This window comes from Azospirillum humicireducens (assembly GCF_001639105.2).
Lineage (GTDB): Bacteria > Pseudomonadota > Alphaproteobacteria > Azospirillales > Azospirillaceae > Azospirillum > Azospirillum humicireducens.
The window spans coordinates 3,046,277-3,062,918 of record NZ_CP015285.1 but is presented as its reverse complement, the minus strand read 5'-3'; the positions used below and the strand labels follow the sequence as shown (position 1 = coordinate 3,062,918).

Annotated in this window: 12 protein-coding genes; 5 read left to right on the top strand and 7 right to left on the bottom strand. The window is 68.7% G+C overall.

What is annotated here, in order from left to right:
* Positions 1-3: 3 nt before the first annotated feature.
* From A6A40_RS14255 to A6A40_RS14240, 4 genes are all read right to left on the bottom strand, one after another.
* On the bottom strand, positions 4-840 hold the full coding sequence (locus A6A40_RS14255) for an aldo/keto reductase (RefSeq protein ID WP_063636310.1): 837 nt from the start codon (positions 838-840) through the stop codon (positions 4-6).
* 101 nt (positions 841-941) lie between these two features.
* The gene (locus A6A40_RS14250; RefSeq protein ID WP_063635962.1) at positions 942-2,606 is read right to left on the bottom strand and encodes an ABC transporter ATP-binding protein; all 1,665 of its coding nucleotides are present in this window, start codon (positions 2,604-2,606) and stop codon (positions 942-944) included.
* A gap of 13 nt (positions 2,607-2,619) precedes the next feature.
* Positions 2,620-3,699, bottom strand: a complete 1,080-nt coding sequence (locus tag A6A40_RS14245; protein ID WP_063635961.1) for an ABC transporter permease — start codon at positions 3,697-3,699, stop codon at positions 2,620-2,622.
* A gap of 159 nt (positions 3,700-3,858) precedes the next feature.
* Positions 3,859-5,250: a CmpA/NrtA family ABC transporter substrate-binding protein gene (locus A6A40_RS14240; protein ID WP_063635960.1), complete on the bottom strand. Its 1,392-nt coding sequence runs from the start codon at positions 5,248-5,250 to the stop codon at positions 3,859-3,861.
* A 796-nt stretch (positions 5,251-6,046) separates the two neighbouring features.
* On the opposite strand from A6A40_RS14240, the gene nirB reads away from it, so the two are divergent.
* The 4 genes from nirB to cobA all read left to right on the top strand — a co-directional run bounded on the left by nirB (position 6,047) and on the right by cobA (position 12,588).
* The gene (gene nirB / locus A6A40_RS14235) at positions 6,047-8,554 is read left to right on the top strand and encodes a nitrite reductase large subunit NirB (RefSeq protein ID WP_063636309.1); all 2,508 of its coding nucleotides are present in this window, start codon (positions 6,047-6,049) and stop codon (positions 8,552-8,554) included.
* A 6-nt stretch (positions 8,555-8,560) separates the two neighbouring features.
* The gene (nirD, locus tag A6A40_RS14230; protein WP_063635959.1) at positions 8,561-8,953 is read left to right on the top strand and encodes a nitrite reductase small subunit NirD; all 393 of its coding nucleotides are present in this window, start codon (positions 8,561-8,563) and stop codon (positions 8,951-8,953) included.
* A 34-nt stretch (positions 8,954-8,987) separates the two neighbouring features.
* Positions 8,988-11,627, top strand: a complete 2,640-nt coding sequence (locus A6A40_RS14225; RefSeq protein WP_418208603.1) for a molybdopterin-dependent oxidoreductase — start codon at positions 8,988-8,990, stop codon at positions 11,625-11,627.
* A gap of 166 nt (positions 11,628-11,793) precedes the next feature.
* Positions 11,794-12,588, top strand: a complete 795-nt coding sequence (gene cobA / locus A6A40_RS14215) for a uroporphyrinogen-III C-methyltransferase (RefSeq protein WP_063635957.1) — start codon at positions 11,794-11,796, stop codon at positions 12,586-12,588.
* Here the strand turns inward: cobA and A6A40_RS14210 are convergent.
* Positions 12,517-13,272 (bottom strand): C40 family peptidase, encoded by a 756-nt coding sequence (locus tag A6A40_RS14210; protein ID WP_063635956.1) that lies wholly within the window; start codon positions 13,270-13,272, stop codon positions 12,517-12,519. The two genes, cobA and A6A40_RS14210, sit on opposite strands and share 72 nt — an antisense overlap.
* 223 nt (positions 13,273-13,495) lie before the next feature.
* Here A6A40_RS14210 and A6A40_RS14205 point away from each other — a divergent pair, with 223 nt between their 5' ends.
* Positions 13,496-14,575, top strand: coding sequence for a saccharopine dehydrogenase family protein (locus A6A40_RS14205; RefSeq protein WP_082860835.1), 1,080 nt, complete (start codon positions 13,496-13,498; stop codon positions 14,573-14,575).
* A gap of 163 nt (positions 14,576-14,738) precedes the next feature.
* Here A6A40_RS14205 and A6A40_RS14200 read toward each other — a convergent pair whose 3' ends face one another.
* Together A6A40_RS14200 and A6A40_RS14195 are read right to left on the bottom strand one after the other, a co-directional pair.
* On the bottom strand, positions 14,739-15,305 hold the full coding sequence (locus A6A40_RS14200) for a response regulator transcription factor (RefSeq protein ID WP_063635955.1): 567 nt from the start codon (positions 15,303-15,305) through the stop codon (positions 14,739-14,741).
* Positions 15,292-16,569, bottom strand: coding sequence for an ATP-binding protein (locus tag A6A40_RS14195; protein ID WP_236783682.1), 1,278 nt, complete (start codon positions 16,567-16,569; stop codon positions 15,292-15,294). The genes A6A40_RS14200 and A6A40_RS14195 overlap by 14 nt, the downstream gene beginning before the upstream one ends.
* Positions 16,570-16,642: the final 73 nt, after the last annotated feature.

Genomic DNA, 16,642 nt, shown 5'->3' with positions numbered 1-16,642 from the left:
TGCTCAGATCATCGCCAACGGCTGCTTGCGCTTCGGCGGCGGGAAGGCCTTGTCGATCTCCGCGATGTCCTCCCCGGTCAGGGTCAGCGTGGCGGCTTTGGCATTCTCGATGGCGTGCGCCGTGGTTCCGGCCTTGGGAATCGCGATCACGCCTTGCTGCCGCAACGCCCAGGCCAGCGCCACCTGGGCCGGGGTCGCGCCGTGCCGCTTCGCCACCGCCAGCAATGCGGGGGAGCGCAGCAGCCGGCCGCCCTGGCCGATGGGGGAATAGGCCATCACCGGCATGCGCGCGGTGTGCTGGAAGGGCAGCAGATCATAGTCGATGCCCCGGTGTTCGGGATTGTAGAGCACCTGATTGACGGCGCAGCCGTGCAGGTCGCTGACCTCCGCCAACTCCTCCAGATCGTCGACATCGAAGTTCGACACGCCCCAGCGGGCGATCTTGCCGGCCTGGATCAGCGTTTCGAACGCCTCGACCGTCTCCTCCAGCGGCACGCCGCCGCGCCAGTGCAGCAGATAGAGGTCGATGCGGTCGATCCCCAGCCGCTTGAGGCTGCGCTCGCAGGCCTTGACCGTGCCGATGCGGGACGCGTTGCTGGGCAGGACCTTGGTGACGATGAACAGCCCGTCGCGGCAGCCGGCGATGGCCTCGCCCACCAGCTCCTCCGAGGCGCCGTCGCCATACATCTCGGCCGTGTCGATCAGGGTCATGCCGTGGTCGATGCCGGCCCTGATGGCGGCGATCTCCGCGGCACGGTCGCCGCGCCCTTCCGCCATCATCCAGGTGCCCTGGCCGAGAGCCGGAACGTCGGTGCCGTCCGGCAGGGTCACGCGCTTCATCTCCAGTTCCTCGTCCGTCATCCCGAAAAACAACAAGCTGGCCTCGCGGGGCCAGCTTGTCCAATGCCTATTCGGTGGGTTTTCCGGAAGATGGAAGCGGTTCAGGCCGCCTTCTTCGGCGCCCCGGCATGGCCGCCTTCCAGGAAGTTCAGCAACTCCTCGCGGTAGTCGTAATAGCGCGGATGCTCCAGCAGGGCCTGCCGGGTGCGCGGATGGGGGATGTCGACGGTCAGGACATGGCCGATCCTGGCATTCGGGCCGTTGGTCATCATCACCACCCGGTCGGCCAGCAGAAGCGCCTCGTCGACATCGTGGGTGACGCAGACCGCCGTCACCTTGGTGCGCGCCCACACCTCCATCAGCACTTCCTGCAGCTCCCAGCGGGTCAGGCTGTCGAGCATGCCGAACGGCTCGTCCAGCAGCAGCAGCTTGGGCGACAGGGCGAAGGCGCGGGCGATGCCGACGCGCTGCTTCATGCCGTTGGACAGCTCCGCCGCCTTCTTGTCCATGGCATCGCCCAGACCGACGCGGGCGAGGTAGTAGCGGGCGATGTCGGCGCGCTCGCCCTTGTTCGCATGGGGATAGACGCGGTCGACGCCGAGCATGACGTTCTCGTAAGCCGTCAGCCAGGGGAACAGGCTGGGGGCCTGGAACACCACGGCGCGGTCGGGGCCGGCGCCGTCCACCTCCTTGCCGTCCAGCACGATGCCGCCGCTGGTCACGTCGGCCAGCCCCGCGACCATCGACAGCACCGTGGACTTGCCGCAGCCGGAATGGCCGATCAGCGAAACGAACTCGCCCTTGCGCATCTTCAGGTCGAAGCCGTCCACCACGGTCAGCGGCCCCTTCGGCGTGGCGAAGGTTTTGGTCAGGCGGGTGAATTCCAGATAGCGGTCCTCCATCCCGCGCCCGCCCATCGCCTCGATATAGGCCTTGGGCGGGGGCGAGGCGGTGATCGGCTTCACGTCCGGCAGGACCAAGCCGTCATCGCCGCCGGTGCCGCGGGCGACGCCGACCTCCATCAGATAGGCGGTGACCTCGGCGCGCAGGCGCTTGAAATCCTCGTCATGGTTGACGGCGGTGCGGTCGCGCGGGCGCGGCAGATCGACGGTGAAGGCGGGGCCGAGCGTGGCGTTCGGGCCGGGCGTCAGCGGAATGATGCGGTCGGCCAGCAGGATCGCCTCGTCCACATCGTTGGTGATCAGGATGACGGTCTTGCGGTCCTTGCGCCAGATCGCCTCGATCTCGTCCTGCAGCTTGGCGCGGGTCAGGGCGTCGAGCGCCGACAGCGGCTCGTCCAGCAGCAGCATCTCCGGGCTCATGGCCAGCGCGCGGGCGAAGCCGACGCGCTGGCGCATGCCGCCCGACAGCTCATTCGGCCGGCGGTCGGTGGCGTGGCCGAGGCCGACCGTCTCCACCGCGCGGCGGGTCAGCACGCCGCGCTCGGATGAGGGCTTGGCCTTGTGGACGGCGTCCACCGCCAGCGCGACATTCTCCTTCACGCTGAGCCAGGGCATCAGCGAATAGGATTGGAAGACCAGACCGCGCTCCGGGCCGGGGCCGGTGACCGGCTTGCCGCGGTAGAGCACCTCGCCGGTATCGGGCATCGCCAGACCGGCGATCAGGTTGATCAGCGTCGACTTGCCGGAGCCGGAGAAGCCGACGATGGCGACGAACTCGCCCTCTTCGATCGACAGCTCAATGTCGCGCAGCACCTGCGTGCTACCGTAGGACTTCGATACACCCTTCAGGTCCAGGATCGCCATGGCCGGTGTCTCCTTAGCGGGCGGGGCTGTGGCTGACGGCGGATTGCAGCGCCAGCATCACGCGGTCGAGCAGGAAGCCGATCAGGCCGATGGTGAAGACCGCCACCATGATCTTGGCGAGCGAGTTGGAGGAGCCGTTCTGGAATTCGTCCCAGACGAATTTGCCGAGGCCGGGGTTCTGGGCCAGCATCTCCGCGGCGATCAGCACCATCCAGCCCACGCCCAGCGACAGCCGCAGGCCGGTGAAGATGTAGGGCAGGGCCGACGGCAGCACGAGGCGGCGGACCATGGTGGGGCCGGAGAGCTGAAGCACCTTGCCGACATTCATCAGGTCGCGGTCGATGGAGGAGACGCCGACCGCGGTGTTGATCAGGGTCGGCCACAGCGAGCACAGCGTGACGGTGATGGCGGAGGTCAGGAAGGACTTCTCGAACAGCGGGTCGCTGCCCGACACGGTGGCGCTGACCACCATGGTGACCAGCGGCAGCCAGGCCAGCGGCGACACCGGCTTGAAGATCTGGATCAGCGGGTTGATCGCGGCATTGACGGTCGGCGACAGGCCGCTCGCCACCCCCAGCGGCACCGCCACCAGCGCGCCGAGCAGGAAGCCGGTGAAGACCGTCTTCAGGCTGGTGACGATCTGGTCGAGGTAGGTCGGCTTGCCGGCATAGGGGCGGGTCTTGACCTCCGCCTTCGGATCCTTCGCCAGGATCTCGGCGTTGCGCTTGGCCTGCCGGTCGTAGAAGGCGGCCTCCTTGGCGCGCTCGGCCTTGTGGTCGGCATAGAGGTTGGTCGCCTGCTCCCACACCTGGGCCGGGCCGGGAATGGCGCCAAGGCTGGTCTGCACCTGCGGGGCCGCCCAGCCCCAGGCGGCGAGGAACAGCAGGATGGCGGTCAGCGGGATGCCCATCTGGCGCCACAGCTCGATCCCCTGCTGGCGCGGGTTCTCTCCGGATGCCAGCCGCAGCAGCGGCGCCAGCCAGCCGAGGCCGAGGGTGTTCAGGGCGGAAGCGATGCGGTTGAGCGTATGGGTGCGGCGGGCCTTGCGCTGGGCGCGGGCGAGGTCGGCGGAGGTGTCGGTCAAGCTGGTCATGGCGGGGTGTCCTGAGCTGTCGGCGGGGGCGTCTCGGCTACGATTGCCCCCTCCCCGACCCTCCCCCGCCTTTGGCGGGAGAGGGTGCCTTACGGGAGGGCGGCGGCAGTCCCCTCCACCGCCGAAGGCGGGGGAGGGTTAGGGAGGGGGCAATGCTGCTTACCCCCCCACCACCTGACCGCCCTCGACCTTCTGGTCGCCCTTCAGGCCGATGGGCTGCTTGGCGAGGTAGTCGTTCGGCTTGCGGCCGTCATAGGGGATGCCGTCGATGAAGCCGTTATCCACCGGCTTGTAGCCGTCGCTCGTCCACGGGAAGTCGGCTTCTTTCGACTTGCCTTCCTCGACCAGCAGCTTGGCGGCCTGGAGATAGACGTCGGGCTTGTAGACCTTGCGGGCGGTCTCGTCGTACCAGGCGTCCGGCTTGGCCTCGGCGATCTGGCCCCAGCGGCGCATCTGGGTCAGGTACCAGACGGCGTCGGAATAGAAGGGATATGTGGCGTTGTAGCGAAAGAAGACGTTGAAGTCGGGAACGTCGCGCTTGTCGCCCTTCTCATACTCGAAGGTGCCGGTCATCGAGTTGGCGATCACCTTGGCGTCGGCGCCGACATATTCGGGCTTGGCCAGGATCTTCACGGCTTCGGCACGGTTGGCGTTGTTGTTCTCGTCCAGCCACTGGGCGGCGCGAATCAGCGCCTTGACGACGGCCAGATGGGTCTTGGGGTTCTTTTTCGCCCACTCGTCGGTGACGCCGAAAACCTTCTCGGGGTTGTTCTTCCAGATCTCGGTGTCGGTGATGACCGGCACGCCGATGCCCTTCATCACCGCCTGCTGGTTCCACGGCTCGCCGACGCTGTAGCCGTAGATGGTGCCGGCCTCCAGCGTCGCCGGCATCTGCGGCGGCGGAGTGACGGACAGCAGCGCGTCGGCGCCGATCTGGCCCGACACGTCGGTCGGGCTGTAGAAGCCGGGGTTGATCCCGCCCGACGCCAGCCAATAGCGCAGCTCGTAATTGTGGGTCGAGACCGGGAAGACCATGCCCATGTTGAAGGGCTTGCCCTCGGCCTTGTACTGGGCGATCACCGGCTTCAGCGCGTCGGCCTTGATCGGGTGGAGCGGCTTGCCGTCCGCGCCCTTCGGCACGTTGGCCTTCATCTTCTGCCAGACATCGTTCGACAGCGTGATGCCGTTGCCGTTCAGGTCCATCGAGAAGGCGGTGACGATGTGCGCCTTGGTGCCGAAGCCGATGGTGGCGCCCAGCGGCTGGCCGGCCAGCATGTGGGCGCCGTCCAGCTCGCCGGAAATCACGCGGTCGAGCAGGACCTTCCAGTTCGCCTGCGGCTCCAGCGTTACTGAGAGGCCTTCATCCTCGAAGAAGCCCTTTTCGGCGGCGATGGCGAGCGGCGCCATGTCGGTCAGCTTGATGAAGCCGAGCTTCAGCTGGTCCTTCTCCACGTCGAGCGGCGCGGCGATGGCAGAGACGCCCGCCGTCAGGGCGATGACGGCAGCGGCGGATGCGAGAAGGCGGCGAAGGGTGTGGGAGGTCTGGGCCACGTCGGTTGCTCCATCTCTGAAATCCGGACCAGCGGTCGGGTGGGGCGACACCGGTGTCGATTTTCTGGGCAAGTCCCGGACTGGCCGTTTTTCAGGCAGTAAGGCCATCGAAAGCGTCCAGCGGGATCGACCGGAAAAGCCTTGTTGCAAGGCCCGTCGATACCGGGGTCGGCAACACTGCCGGGGCTGGCCCATCATTGGACGCTTGGGATGCACGCACCGTCGTTGGCGCGTCTCTGGCCTCCTTCTACGCAAGCCTCATGCCAAAGGATGGGTTTTGCCGGAAAATGGGCCGGAGTGCTTGATTCATCTGGCTATGACCCGGCGGAAGGTATGAAGCACCCGGCGGGGTGACCGCACCGTCTGCCGATTTTTGCGGCGCACGCAAACCCGCTTGGTCATCCTTTGTGCAAGACCTAAGGATGATCCAAAAACAGGCACCTAGGTATCGGGTGCGGAATGGCGCGGGAAGCCGCGGAATCGCTGGGCTTTTCCCGATATCGTCCGCTTGCGAAGGGCTTGGCACGCGGATTGCGAAGGGATTGGCGAGACAACAGCGGGCGCCAGCAACGTCGCCAGTGCCCGCGACATCGGCCGATCCCACGCGACGACGCGCGGATTTGGCCCTGGTTCGACGACGAACCGCCCGGACAACGGCGTCCGAACAGGTGCGTGCCCGCCTTCGCGATCCACTCGCGGGGCAGGGGCGCTGCCCGTTCGGACGCCTTTCTTTTTGGCCCCGTGCCTGACCTCAAGGCAGGCCGGACACGATAGACGAGGCAGACGCGCCATGGACATGCATCTCTCATCGAACAACGGGCCCGTCGTTGAAACTAGCGAGGCCGAACTGCGCAACGCCGGCCCGGTCAGGGAACGGCTGGTGGTCGTCGGCAACGGCATGGCCGGCATGAAGACGGTGGAGGAGCTGCTGGCCAAGGCGCCCGGCCGCTTCGACATCACCGTCTTCGGGGCCGAGCCGCATCCGAACTACAACCGCATCATGCTGTCGCCGGTGCTGGCGGGCGAGAAGACCTTCGACCAGATCGTGTTGAACAGCCGCGAGTGGTACGACGCCAACGGCATCACGCTGCTGACCGGCGAGGCGGTGGAGAGCATCGACCGCGTGGGCAAGACGGTCGTCTCGCAGTCGGGCCGCGTCGTTCCCTACGACAAGCTGCTGATCGCCACCGGCTCCATGCCCTTCATCATCCCGGTGCCGGGTTCGACCCTGCCGGGCGTCATCGGCTTCCGCGATCTGGCCGATGTGGACGCCATGCTGGCGGCGGCGGCGAAGGGCGGCCGCGCCGTGGTGATCGGCGGCGGCCTTCTTGGGCTGGAGGCCGCCAACGGCCTGCGGGTCAAGGGGATGGAGGTCACCGTCGTCCACCTGATGCCGACGCTGATGGAACGCCAGCTCGACCCGTCGGCCGGCATGCTGCTGCAACGCGAGTTGGAGCGCCGCGGCATCGAGGTGCTGACCGGCGCCGATACGGCGGAGATTGTCGGCGACGACCGGGTCGGCGCCGTGCGGCTGAAGGATGGGCGAGAGCTGCCGGCCGACATCGTCGTCATGGCGGTGGGCATCCGCCCCAACATGGCACTGGGCAAGGCGGCCGGGCTGGACTGCGGGCGCGGCATCCGCGTCGATGACCGGATGCGCACCAGCGATCCGTCGATCTACGCGGTCGGCGAATGCGTCGAGCATCGCGGCGTCACCTGGGGCCTCGTCGCCCCGCTGTTCGAGATGGCGAAGGTGCTGGCCCATGATCTGGCGGGCGGGGAGGGTGCCGCCTACACCGGTTCCGTCACCTCGACCAAGCTGAAGGTGACCGGCGTCGATGTGTTCTCCGCCGGCGATTTCTCCGGTGGGGAGGGGACCGAGGACATCGTGTTCCGCGACGCCGCCCGTGGCGTCTACAAACGTCTGGTGCTGAAGGATGGCAAGCTGTTGGGCGCCGTGCTGTATGGCGACACCAAGGACGGCGCCTGGTACTTCTCGCTGCTGAAGGACGGCGCCGACGTGTCGGCCGAACGCGACACCATGATCTTCGGCCAGGGCTTCGGCGGTGCCGATGCCGGTGACCCGAACGCCGCCATCGCGGCACTGCCGGACAGCGCCGAGATCTGCGGCTGCAACGGCGTCTGCAAGGGCACCATCGTCAAGGCGATCACCGAAAAGGGCCTGACCAGCCTGGACGAGGTGAAGGCGCACACCAAGGCGTCGGCCTCCTGCGGCGGCTGCGCCGGCACGGTGGAGCGGCTGCTGGCGGTGACGCTGGGCGACGGCTTCACCGCCGCGCCCAAGGTCAAGCCGATGTGCAAATGCACCCACCACAGCCATGATCAGGTGCGCGCCGCCATCGTCGAGCGCGGGCTGAAGACCATGGCCGAGGTGTTCCAGGCGATGGATTGGACGACGCCCGACGGCTGCGCCTCCTGCCGGCCGGCGCTGAATTATTACCTGCTGTGCGCCTGGCCGGGTCAGTACAAGGACGACTACCAGTCGCGCTACATCAACGAGCGCGCCCACGCCAACATCCAGAAGGACGGCACCTATTCGGTGGTGCCGCGCATGTGGGGCGGGCTGACCAATGCGGCGGAGCTGCGCGCCATCGCCGACGTGGTGGACAAGTTCGCCATCCCCACGGTGAAGGTCACCGGCGGCCAGCGCATCGACCTGTTCGGCGTGAAGAAGGAGGATCTGCCGGCGGTCTGGGCCGACCTCAACGCCGCCGGCATGGTGTCCGGCCATGCCTATGCCAAGGGGCTGCGCACGGTGAAGACCTGCGTCGGCTCGGAATGGTGCCGCTTCGGCACGCAGGACTCGACCGGGCTGGGCGTGAAGCTGGAACGGATGACCTGGGGCACCTGGACCCCGCACAAGGTCAAGCTGGCGGTCTCCGGCTGCCCGCGCAACTGCGCCGAGGCGACCATCAAGGATCTGGGCGTGGTGTGCATCGACAGCGGCTATGAGTTGCATGTCGGTGGCAACGGCGGCCTGCATGTCCGCGCCTGCGACCTGCTGGTCCGCGTGGGCACGGAGGAGGAGGTGTTGGAATACACCGGCGCCTTCATGCAGCTGTACCGCGAGGAGGCCCGCTATCTGGAGCGCACCGCGCCGTGGGTGGAGCGGGTCGGGTTGGGCCACATCAAGGCGGCGCTGGTCGACGATCCGGAGCGGCGCCGGGCGTTGCACGCGCGCTTCCTGTTCTCGCAGACCTTCTCGCAGGACGACCCGTGGGCGGAGCGCGCCGCCAAGGGCGTCGACCGTCACGAATTCAATCTGCTCGCCGAAGTGGGGTAACGGATCATGGACAGCATCGTCATGGAAAGCGCCACTCCGGAAACCGTCTGGACCCAGGTCGGCAGCATCGACGACATCCCGGTGCTGGGCTCGCGCGTCGTCCGCACGCCCGATGGCGACATCGCCCTGTTCCGTACGGCGGCCGACGAGGTCTTCGCGCTGGAGGATGCCTGCCCGCACAAGCAGGGGCCGCTGTCCCAGGGCATCGTCCATGGCCGCCGCGTCACCTGCCCGCTGCACAATTGGGTGATCGAGCTGGCGACCGGCGAGGCCGTCGCCCCCGACGAGGGCCGCACCGGCCATGTCCCGGTGCGGGTGGAGGGTCGCGGCGTCTCCCTCGCGCTCGGCGAGGCCAAGCTGTCGCGCGGCGGCTGCCGCAAGGCGTGCGGCCATGTTTGACGGGGCGGAGTCGTCCTCCGGACCGAAACGGGAGGTGAAGACCACCTGTCCCTATTGCGGGGTCGGGTGTGGGGTGGTCGCGCGCGTTTCGGCCGATGGCGCCGTCAGCGTGCGTGGCGATGCCGACCACCCGGCGAACCGGGGGCGGCTCTGCTCCAAGGGGTCGGCGTTGGCCGACACGCTGGTGCCGGACGGGCGGCTGCTCCATCCCGAAATCGGGGATCAGCGCGTGTCCTGGGACGAGGCGTTGGACGAGGTGGCCCGCCGCTTTTCCGACACCATCGCCGAGCATGGGCCGGAGTCGGTGGCCTTCTACGTCTCCGGCCAGCTGCTGACCGAGGATTACTACGTCGCCAACAAGCTGATGAAGGGCTTCATCGGGTCGGCGAACATCGACACCAACTCCCGCCTTTGCATGGCCTCGTCGGTGGTCGGGCACAAGCGGGGGCTGGGCGCCGACGCGGTGCCGGGCACCTATGAGGATTTCGACTGCGCCGATCTGGTGGTGCTGGTGGGGTCGAACCTCGCCTGGTGCCATCCGGTTTTGCACCAGCGGCTGCTGGCGGCGCGGGCGGAGAGGGGCACGCGCATCGTCGTGGTCGATCCGCGCCGCACCGATTGCGTCGATGCCGCCGACCGCCATCTGGCGCTGAAGGCCGGCACCGATGCGCTGCTGTTCAATGGGCTGCTGGCCTATCTGGACAGCCGCGGCCATCGCGATGTCGGCTTCACCGCCGCCCATGCCGAGGGGGTGGAGGAAGCGCTGGCCGCCGCCCGCGCCGACGCGCCGGACATCGCGACGGTGGCCCGCTGCTGCGGGCTGGCCGAGGCGGAGGTTGCCGCCTTCTATGCCGAGTTCGCCGCGACCGGGCGGGTGGTGACGGTCTATTCGCAAGGCGTGAACCAGTCGTCCCAGGGCAGCGACACCGTCAACGCCATCCTGAACGCGCATTTCTTGACCGGGCGCATCGGCCGGCCGGGCTGCGGCCCCTTCTCCGTCACCGGACAGCCGAACGCCATGGGCGGGCGCGAGGTCGGCGGGCTGGCGAACCAGCTGGCCGCCCATATGGGCTTCACGGCGGCGGAGGTGGACCGCGTCGGCCGCTTCTGGACCGCGCCGCGCATGGCCGACAAGCCGGGGCTGAAGGCGGTGGAACTGTTCCGCGCCATCGAGGCCGGGACGGTCAGGGCGGTGTGGATCATGGCGACCAATCCCGCCGTCAGCATGCCCGACGCCGGACGGGTGCGCCGGGCGCTGGCGAAATGCGAGACGGTGGTGGTCTCCGACTGCATCCGCGACACCGACACCGGCCGCTTCGCCCACATCCGCCTGCCGGCCAAGGGCTGGAGCGAGAAGGACGGCACCGTCACCAACTCCGACCGCACCATTTCGCGCCAGCGCGCCTTCAAGGATGGGGAAGGGGAGGCGCGGGCGGACTGGTGGATCGTGACGCAGGTCGCGCGGCGGATGGGCTTCGCCGGGGCGTTCCCGTATGAGAGCGCCGCCGCGGTGTTCCGCGAGCATGCGGCGCTGTCGGATTTCGAGAATGGCGGGACGCGGGCCTTCGACATCGGGGCCTTGAGCGGGCTGGACGATGCCGGTTACGACGCACTGGCGCCGTTCCCCTGGCCTTGGCGTGCGGGAGGCGAGCCGCAGGCGCGGCTGTTCGGCGATGGCCGCTTCTTCACCACGGATGGGCGCGCCCGGATGCTGCCGATCACGGCGAAGCCGCTGCCGCGCAACGTGCCGGATGGGGCGCTGCTGCTGAACACCGGCCGGCTGCGCGACCAGTGGCACACGATGACCCGCACCGGCCTGTCGGCGCGGCTGTCGGCCCATGCGCCGGAGCCTCGGCTGGACATCCACCCGGCGGATTCGGCGGCTCGGGGGCTTGCCGATGGCGGGCTGGCCCGCATCGCCACCGCTGCGGGGGAGGCGCTGGCGCGGGTGCGCGTCACCGATGCCCAAGGCGAAGGCACCATCTTCCTGCCGATGCATTGGACCGACCGCTTCACCGGCGCCTGCGTCGTCGGCCGGCTGATCGACGACGAGGCGGTGGACCCCTTCTCCGGCCAGCCCGACCTGAAGCGGATGCCGGCGACGGTGGAGCCCTGGCGGCCGCACTGGACCGCCTTCCTGCTGACCCGTCAGCCGGTGGAGCCTGTCCATGGCGGCTATTGGGCCCGCCGTGCGGTGGCGGGCGGCCATCTGGTGGAGATGGCGGGGACGGGGGCGATCCCCGATCTCGCCGCCTGGCTGCCCGGTCTCGACCCGGCCGAAGCGGCGGTGGAGTTCCGCGACGAGGCACGCGGCGGCCTGCGCATGGCCTGGATGGCGGGCGACCGGCTGGAGGCCTGCCTGTTCGTCGCCGCCGACGGGCGCCTGCCGCCGCGGGGCTGGCTCGCCGGTCTGCTGGAGGCGGATGGGCTGGACGACGGCGCGCGGGCCGGGCTGCTTGCCGGCCGGGCACCGGGAGCTGCCGAGGATGAGGGGCGGATCGTCTGCGCCTGCTTCAGCGTCGGCATCAACCGGCTGGCCGGCGCCATCCGCGACCGGCGGCTGTCCAGCGTGGCGGAGATCGGTGCGGCGTTGAAGGCCGGCACGAATTGTGGTTCCTGCGTGCCTGAACTCAAGGAGGTGCTTCGTCATGCTCATCGGCGCGAAGTGGCGTGAGGGTCTCGCGGCGTTGGTGCGCTTCGCATTCCCGCGTGTCGCGGGCGCCGACGGCGGTGCCCCCACCTATCCTCCCCCGCTGGGCGGGGGAGGGACTGCCGCCACTCTCCCGTTCAGGCGCGTGTCCCCTCCCCCGCCCAGCGGGGGAGGGTCAGGGTGTGGGCAAGTGACGCTCGTCGGCGCCGGCCCCGGCGACCCCGACCTGCTCACCGTCGCCGCCGTCAAGGCGCTGGCGGCCGCCGAGGTGGTGCTCTACGACGCGCTGGTCGGCGACGGCATCCTCGACCTCGCCCATCCGAAGGCCGAGCGCATCTGCGTCGGCAAGCGCTCCGGCCGGCATTCGCTGCCGCAGGGGGAGATCAACGCGCTGATCGCCTTCCATGCCCGGCGCGGCAAGCGGGTGGTGCGGCTGAAGGGCGGCGACCCGATGGTGTTCGGCCGGGCCGGCGAGGAGATCGAGCATCTCGACAGCCTCGGCATTCCGGTGCGCGTCATCCCCGGCATCACCGCGGCGCTCGGCTGCGCCGCCTCCACCGGGCTGTCTCTGACCAAGCGCGGCGTGTCGCGCGCCGTGACCTTCGTCACCGCCCATGGCCGCGACGGCGAGCGGTTCGAACCAGACTGGGCGCGGCTGGCCGATCCGCAGGGCACGCTGGCGATCTATATGGGGCGCGAGCAGGCCCGCGCGGTCGGCCAGGGGCTGACCGGGGCCGGGCTGCCGGCCATGACGCCGGTGCTGGCGGTGGAGAATGGTTGCCGCCCCGACGAGCGGCGCTACTGGACAACGCTCGGCGAGATGGCGGAGCAGGGAGTGGCCGCCGGCAAGGGGCCGACCCTGCTGCTGGTCGGGGAGGCGCTACGTCCGCGTCAAATCGGGACGGCGGACGCCCTAGCCGGGACGGCGGACCCCATTGATCTCCGCGCGTTTGGCGACCTCGGCCAGCGGCTCGATCACGACTGACATGGTAAAGACGGTGGCGTGCAGCAGGTTCGTCCCGTCCACCATCAGCCCGACATGGCCGGGGAAGAAAACGATGTCGCCGCGCCGGTAGTCGACGCCGCGGCCATCGTCGGAGAGCCATTTCCCCAGCCGGTCGTCCTTGCGCTGCATGCCGCTGCTGTGGTGGGAAACGATGCCCGCCGCCGCCATGGCGGTCAGCACCAGCCCTGAACAATCGATGCCGAAACTGCTGCGCCCGCCCCAGACATAGGGCGTTTCCAGAAAGCGCAGGGCGGTGGCGATGTGGTCGGCCGCCGGGGCGGCGTCCACCGGCTCCAGCCATCCCGCGAACAGCCACAGCCCCTCGTCGGTGCCGACCCAGCCATTTTCGGCCCGGCCATCCAGCGTCACCAGCGACCCGAAGCTGAGCGTCGCCACCGGCGGCGTCTTGTGCGTCGGTCCGGGGTGCAGGTCGGCACGCAATGCCCGCACCCGGTGGGTGGGGGCGACCGGCTCCGCATGCCGGGTGCCCGGCGGCAGCCAGCCGACATGGCCGTCGAAGGCGTTCTCCGCCCGCAGCCAGCCGTCACGCTCCTCCAGAATGCGGAAGCGCTCGCCGCGGATCATCTCGCTGGTCTGGGGGACGCCGTTTTGCGGCCCCTCCAGCAGGACGGCGTGCGGGGCGGTCAGTTGGCGGATCGTCATGGGTACGGGCCGGATATGGGAAAACCGGCTGCGACCTTAGCGCCGCTGCCGAGATGGCGCGAGGGATAAAGCGCGTCCGTCATTTCAACGGATATCCCGTCATTTCAACGGAAATCTCCGGCGCGCCCGGCGCATTGCCCGGTTCTGCCCGGCCGCATCCGGCGACACCTTTTGTGTGCGAGCCAATCGCCAACACACAAGGCGGAACAGAGGAGCGGGAGAGATGGCAACGATGAAGGTTCTGGTTCTGGGTGCCGGCAAGATCGGGTCGATGATCGGCACGCTGCTGTCCGAGACCGACGATTTCGCCGTCACCATCGGCGACCGGGACGAGGCGCTGCTGCACCGCGCCGAGCGTGCCGGGCTGCGGGTGACGCGCGTCGATGTGGAGGATCCGCAGTCCCTGCGTGTCGCCATGGCCGGCCAGCATGCGGTGCTGAGCGCCTGTCCCTTCACCCTGACCCCGGCCATCGCCACCGCCGCCGTCGCGGCCGGTGCCCATTACCTAGACCTGACCGAGGATGTCGCCGCCACCCGCAAGGTGAAGATGCTGGCGGAGACCGCCGACACCGCGCTGATCCCGCAATGCGGTCTGGCGCCCGGCTTCATCTCCATCGTCGGTCATGACCTCGCCCGCCGCTTCGACGAGCTGCACAACCTGCATCTCCGGGTCGGCGCGCTGCCGCAATACCCGACCAATGCCTTGAAATACAATCTGACCTGGAGCACCGACGGGCTGATCAACGAATACTGCAACCCGTGCGAGGCCATCGTCGACGGCCGCCCGCACGAGGTGATGCCGCTGGAGGGCGACGAGCGCTTTGCGCTGGACGGCGTCGATTACGAGGCCTTCAACACCTCGGGCGGGCTGGGGTCGCTGTGCGAGACGCTGGCCGGCAAGGTGCGGAATCTCGATTACAAGACGGTGCGCTATCCCGGCCACCGCGACATCGTCCGCCTGCTGATCCGCGACCTGCGGCTGGGCGAGCGGCGCCACCTGTTGAAGGACGTGCTGGAGACCGCGGTGCCGCTGACCCTGCAGGACGTGGTTCTGGTGCTGGCGACCGCCACCGGCATGCAGGAGGGCGAATTGCGGCAGGAAACCTTCGCCACCAAGATCTACAGCAAGCAGATCGCCGGCCGCCGCTGGAGCGCCATCCAGGTCACCACCGCCGCCGGGATCTGCGCCGTGCTGGACCTGCTGCGCGAGGGCTCCATCCCGCAGGCGGGATTCATCCGCCAGGAACAGGTGCCGCTGGACGCCTTCCTGAACAACCGCTTCGGCCGGCATTACAAGGGGTGAATTGGACCTGCCTCCCTCTCTCTCCCGGAGAGAGGGGATCTTTTCCCCCGCCACCCGCGTCGAGGCGGCTCGCCGGCGGATCCTGGCGGAGCACATGGCGGCCCATCGGGCGGAGACGCTGGAGATCGAGCTGGTCGCGGCGATGGAGCGGGGGCTTGCCCCCTCACGGCACCCGCTTCTTCTCCAGCTTGCGGGCCAGCGTGCGGCGATGCATGCCGAGCCGCCTTGCCGTCTCCGAGATGTTGAAGTTGGTTTCCACCAGCGTCTCGTGGATGCGTTCCCACTCCAGGTTCTTGATCGAGGTGGTGCGGGCGGCGGGGGCGATGGAGGTGTCGCCTTCGGTGCGGTCGAACGCCGCCTCGATGTCGTCGGTGTTGGAGGGCTTGGCCAGATAATGGCAGGCCCCGAGCTTGATCGCCTCCACCGCGGTGGCGATGCTGGCGAAGCCGGTCAGCACGACGATTCGCGTGTCCTCGTCCGCCTCGTGCAGTTCCTTCACGCATTCCAGGCCGGAACCGGTGGCGAGCTTCAGGTCGACCACGGCGAAATCCGGCTGCATCGTCCGCAGGATTTCACGCATCTCCTCCAGCCCGGCGCAGGCATGCACCTCGTAGCCGCGGCGTTCGAACGACCGGCGCAGCGCCCGGGCGAAGGCGGCGTCGTCCTCGACGATCAGCAGGGTGCGGGGGCCGCCGTCCAGGTCGGTCGTCTCCGGCTCAGTCGTCTCCATCGGAGCCTCCCGGCGACAGGGCGGCAAGAGGCAGGGTCAGCGTGACGGTGGCGCCGCCGCCGGCCCGGTTCTTGGCCGAGACGGTGCCGCCCAGCTTGCGCAGCACATTGACCACCAGGAACAGGCCGAGTCCGCTGCCCGGCCGCTTCTTGGTGGAGCGGTAGGGTTTGCCCAGCTCCTCCAGGATCGCGGGGTCGAAGCCGGGGCCGCTGTCGTTGACCGCCACCACCAGATTGTCGCCCTGCCGCAGGGCGGCGACGCCGATCCAGCCCGGCGACGCCTCCAGCGCATTGTCCAGCACGTTGAACAGCACCTGCTTCAGGGCGAGGTCGGCGATCATCCGCTCCTGCGGGCCGACGGTGTTGTCGTACTCGAAGCGTCCGGGGGACCGGCTGGACAGCCAGTCCTGCATCAGATCATCGAGGAAGACCTTCACCGTGGTGCGCACCGTGCCCTCGCCGCGTGCCTCGCCGGAGGACAGCAGGATGCCCGACACGATGGCCTTGCAGCGGCCGATCTGGTTCTGCATCTCCGCCACCTCCTCCGAGAGGTCGGGGTCTGACATCAGCGCCGGCATGCGGCGCCAGTCGTTGAGGATCACCGACAGGGTGGCGAGCGGCGTGCCCAGCTCGTGCGCCGCCCCCGACGCCAGCAGGCCCATGCGGACGATGTGCGCTTCCTCCATCGAGCGCTGGCGCAGTTCCGCCAGATAGGCGTCGCGGGCGCGCAGGTTCCGGTTGATTTGGGTCAGGAAGGGGACCAGCAGGCTCGCCGCCAGCACGAAGCAGATGAACATCCCCTGGATGTGCAGGCTGAACAGCTCGCCTTCATGGGCATGGGGCAGGGGAAGCGGCTGGTGGGTGCCGATCAGCCAGGTGAAGCCGGCGGTCGCCACCAGCACCAGCGCCCAGGCCGACCATGCCTCCAGCAGAACGGCACCCAGCGCCACCTGCAGAAGATAGAGCGAGATGAAGGGGTTGGACGCGCCGCCGCTGAGATAGAGCTGCAGGGTCAGCGCCCAGACGTCGATCAGCAGTTCCAGGAACAGCTGGGTGTTGGAAACGCTGGCGCTGCGGCGGATGTGGATCAGGCTGGCGATGTTCAGCGCGATCAGGACGAAGATCACCGCCGCCATCGGCAGCAGCGGCAGCCGGATTCCCATCTGCAGATGCACGATCAGGATCGTCACGATCTGCCCGACGACGGCGAGCCAACGCAGCTGGACGAGCAGGAACAGGTTTTTGCGGTCGGTGGTGTCGCGCACGAAAGACGTCCTGTTCCTCACCCGGTTCATCAGCCCACCGACTTATATAGAGAGTTACCGGCGGGAGGGGAGT

Coding starts and splice junctions, on each gene's coding strand:
- A6A40_RS14255 (WP_063636310.1), bottom strand. CDS start 840: ATGAAGCGCGTGACCCTGCCGGACGGCACCGACGTTCCGGCTCTCGGC.
- A6A40_RS14250 (WP_063635962.1), bottom strand. CDS start 2,606: ATGGCGATCCTGGACCTGAAGGGTGTATCGAAGTCCTACGGTAGCACG.
- A6A40_RS14245 (WP_063635961.1), bottom strand. CDS start 3,699: ATGACCAGCTTGACCGACACCTCCGCCGACCTCGCCCGCGCCCAGCGC.
- nirB (WP_063636309.1), top strand. CDS start 6,047: ATGCATCTCTCATCGAACAACGGGCCCGTCGTTGAAACTAGCGAGGCC.
- nirD (WP_063635959.1), top strand. CDS start 8,561: ATGGACAGCATCGTCATGGAAAGCGCCACTCCGGAAACCGTCTGGACC.
- A6A40_RS14210 (WP_063635956.1), bottom strand. CDS start 13,272: ATGACGATCCGCCAACTGACCGCCCCGCACGCCGTCCTGCTGGAGGGG.
- A6A40_RS14205 (WP_082860835.1), top strand. CDS start 13,496: ATGGCAACGATGAAGGTTCTGGTTCTGGGTGCCGGCAAGATCGGGTCG.
- A6A40_RS14200 (WP_063635955.1), bottom strand. CDS start 15,305: ATGGAGACGACTGAGCCGGAGACGACCGACCTGGACGGCGGCCCCCGC.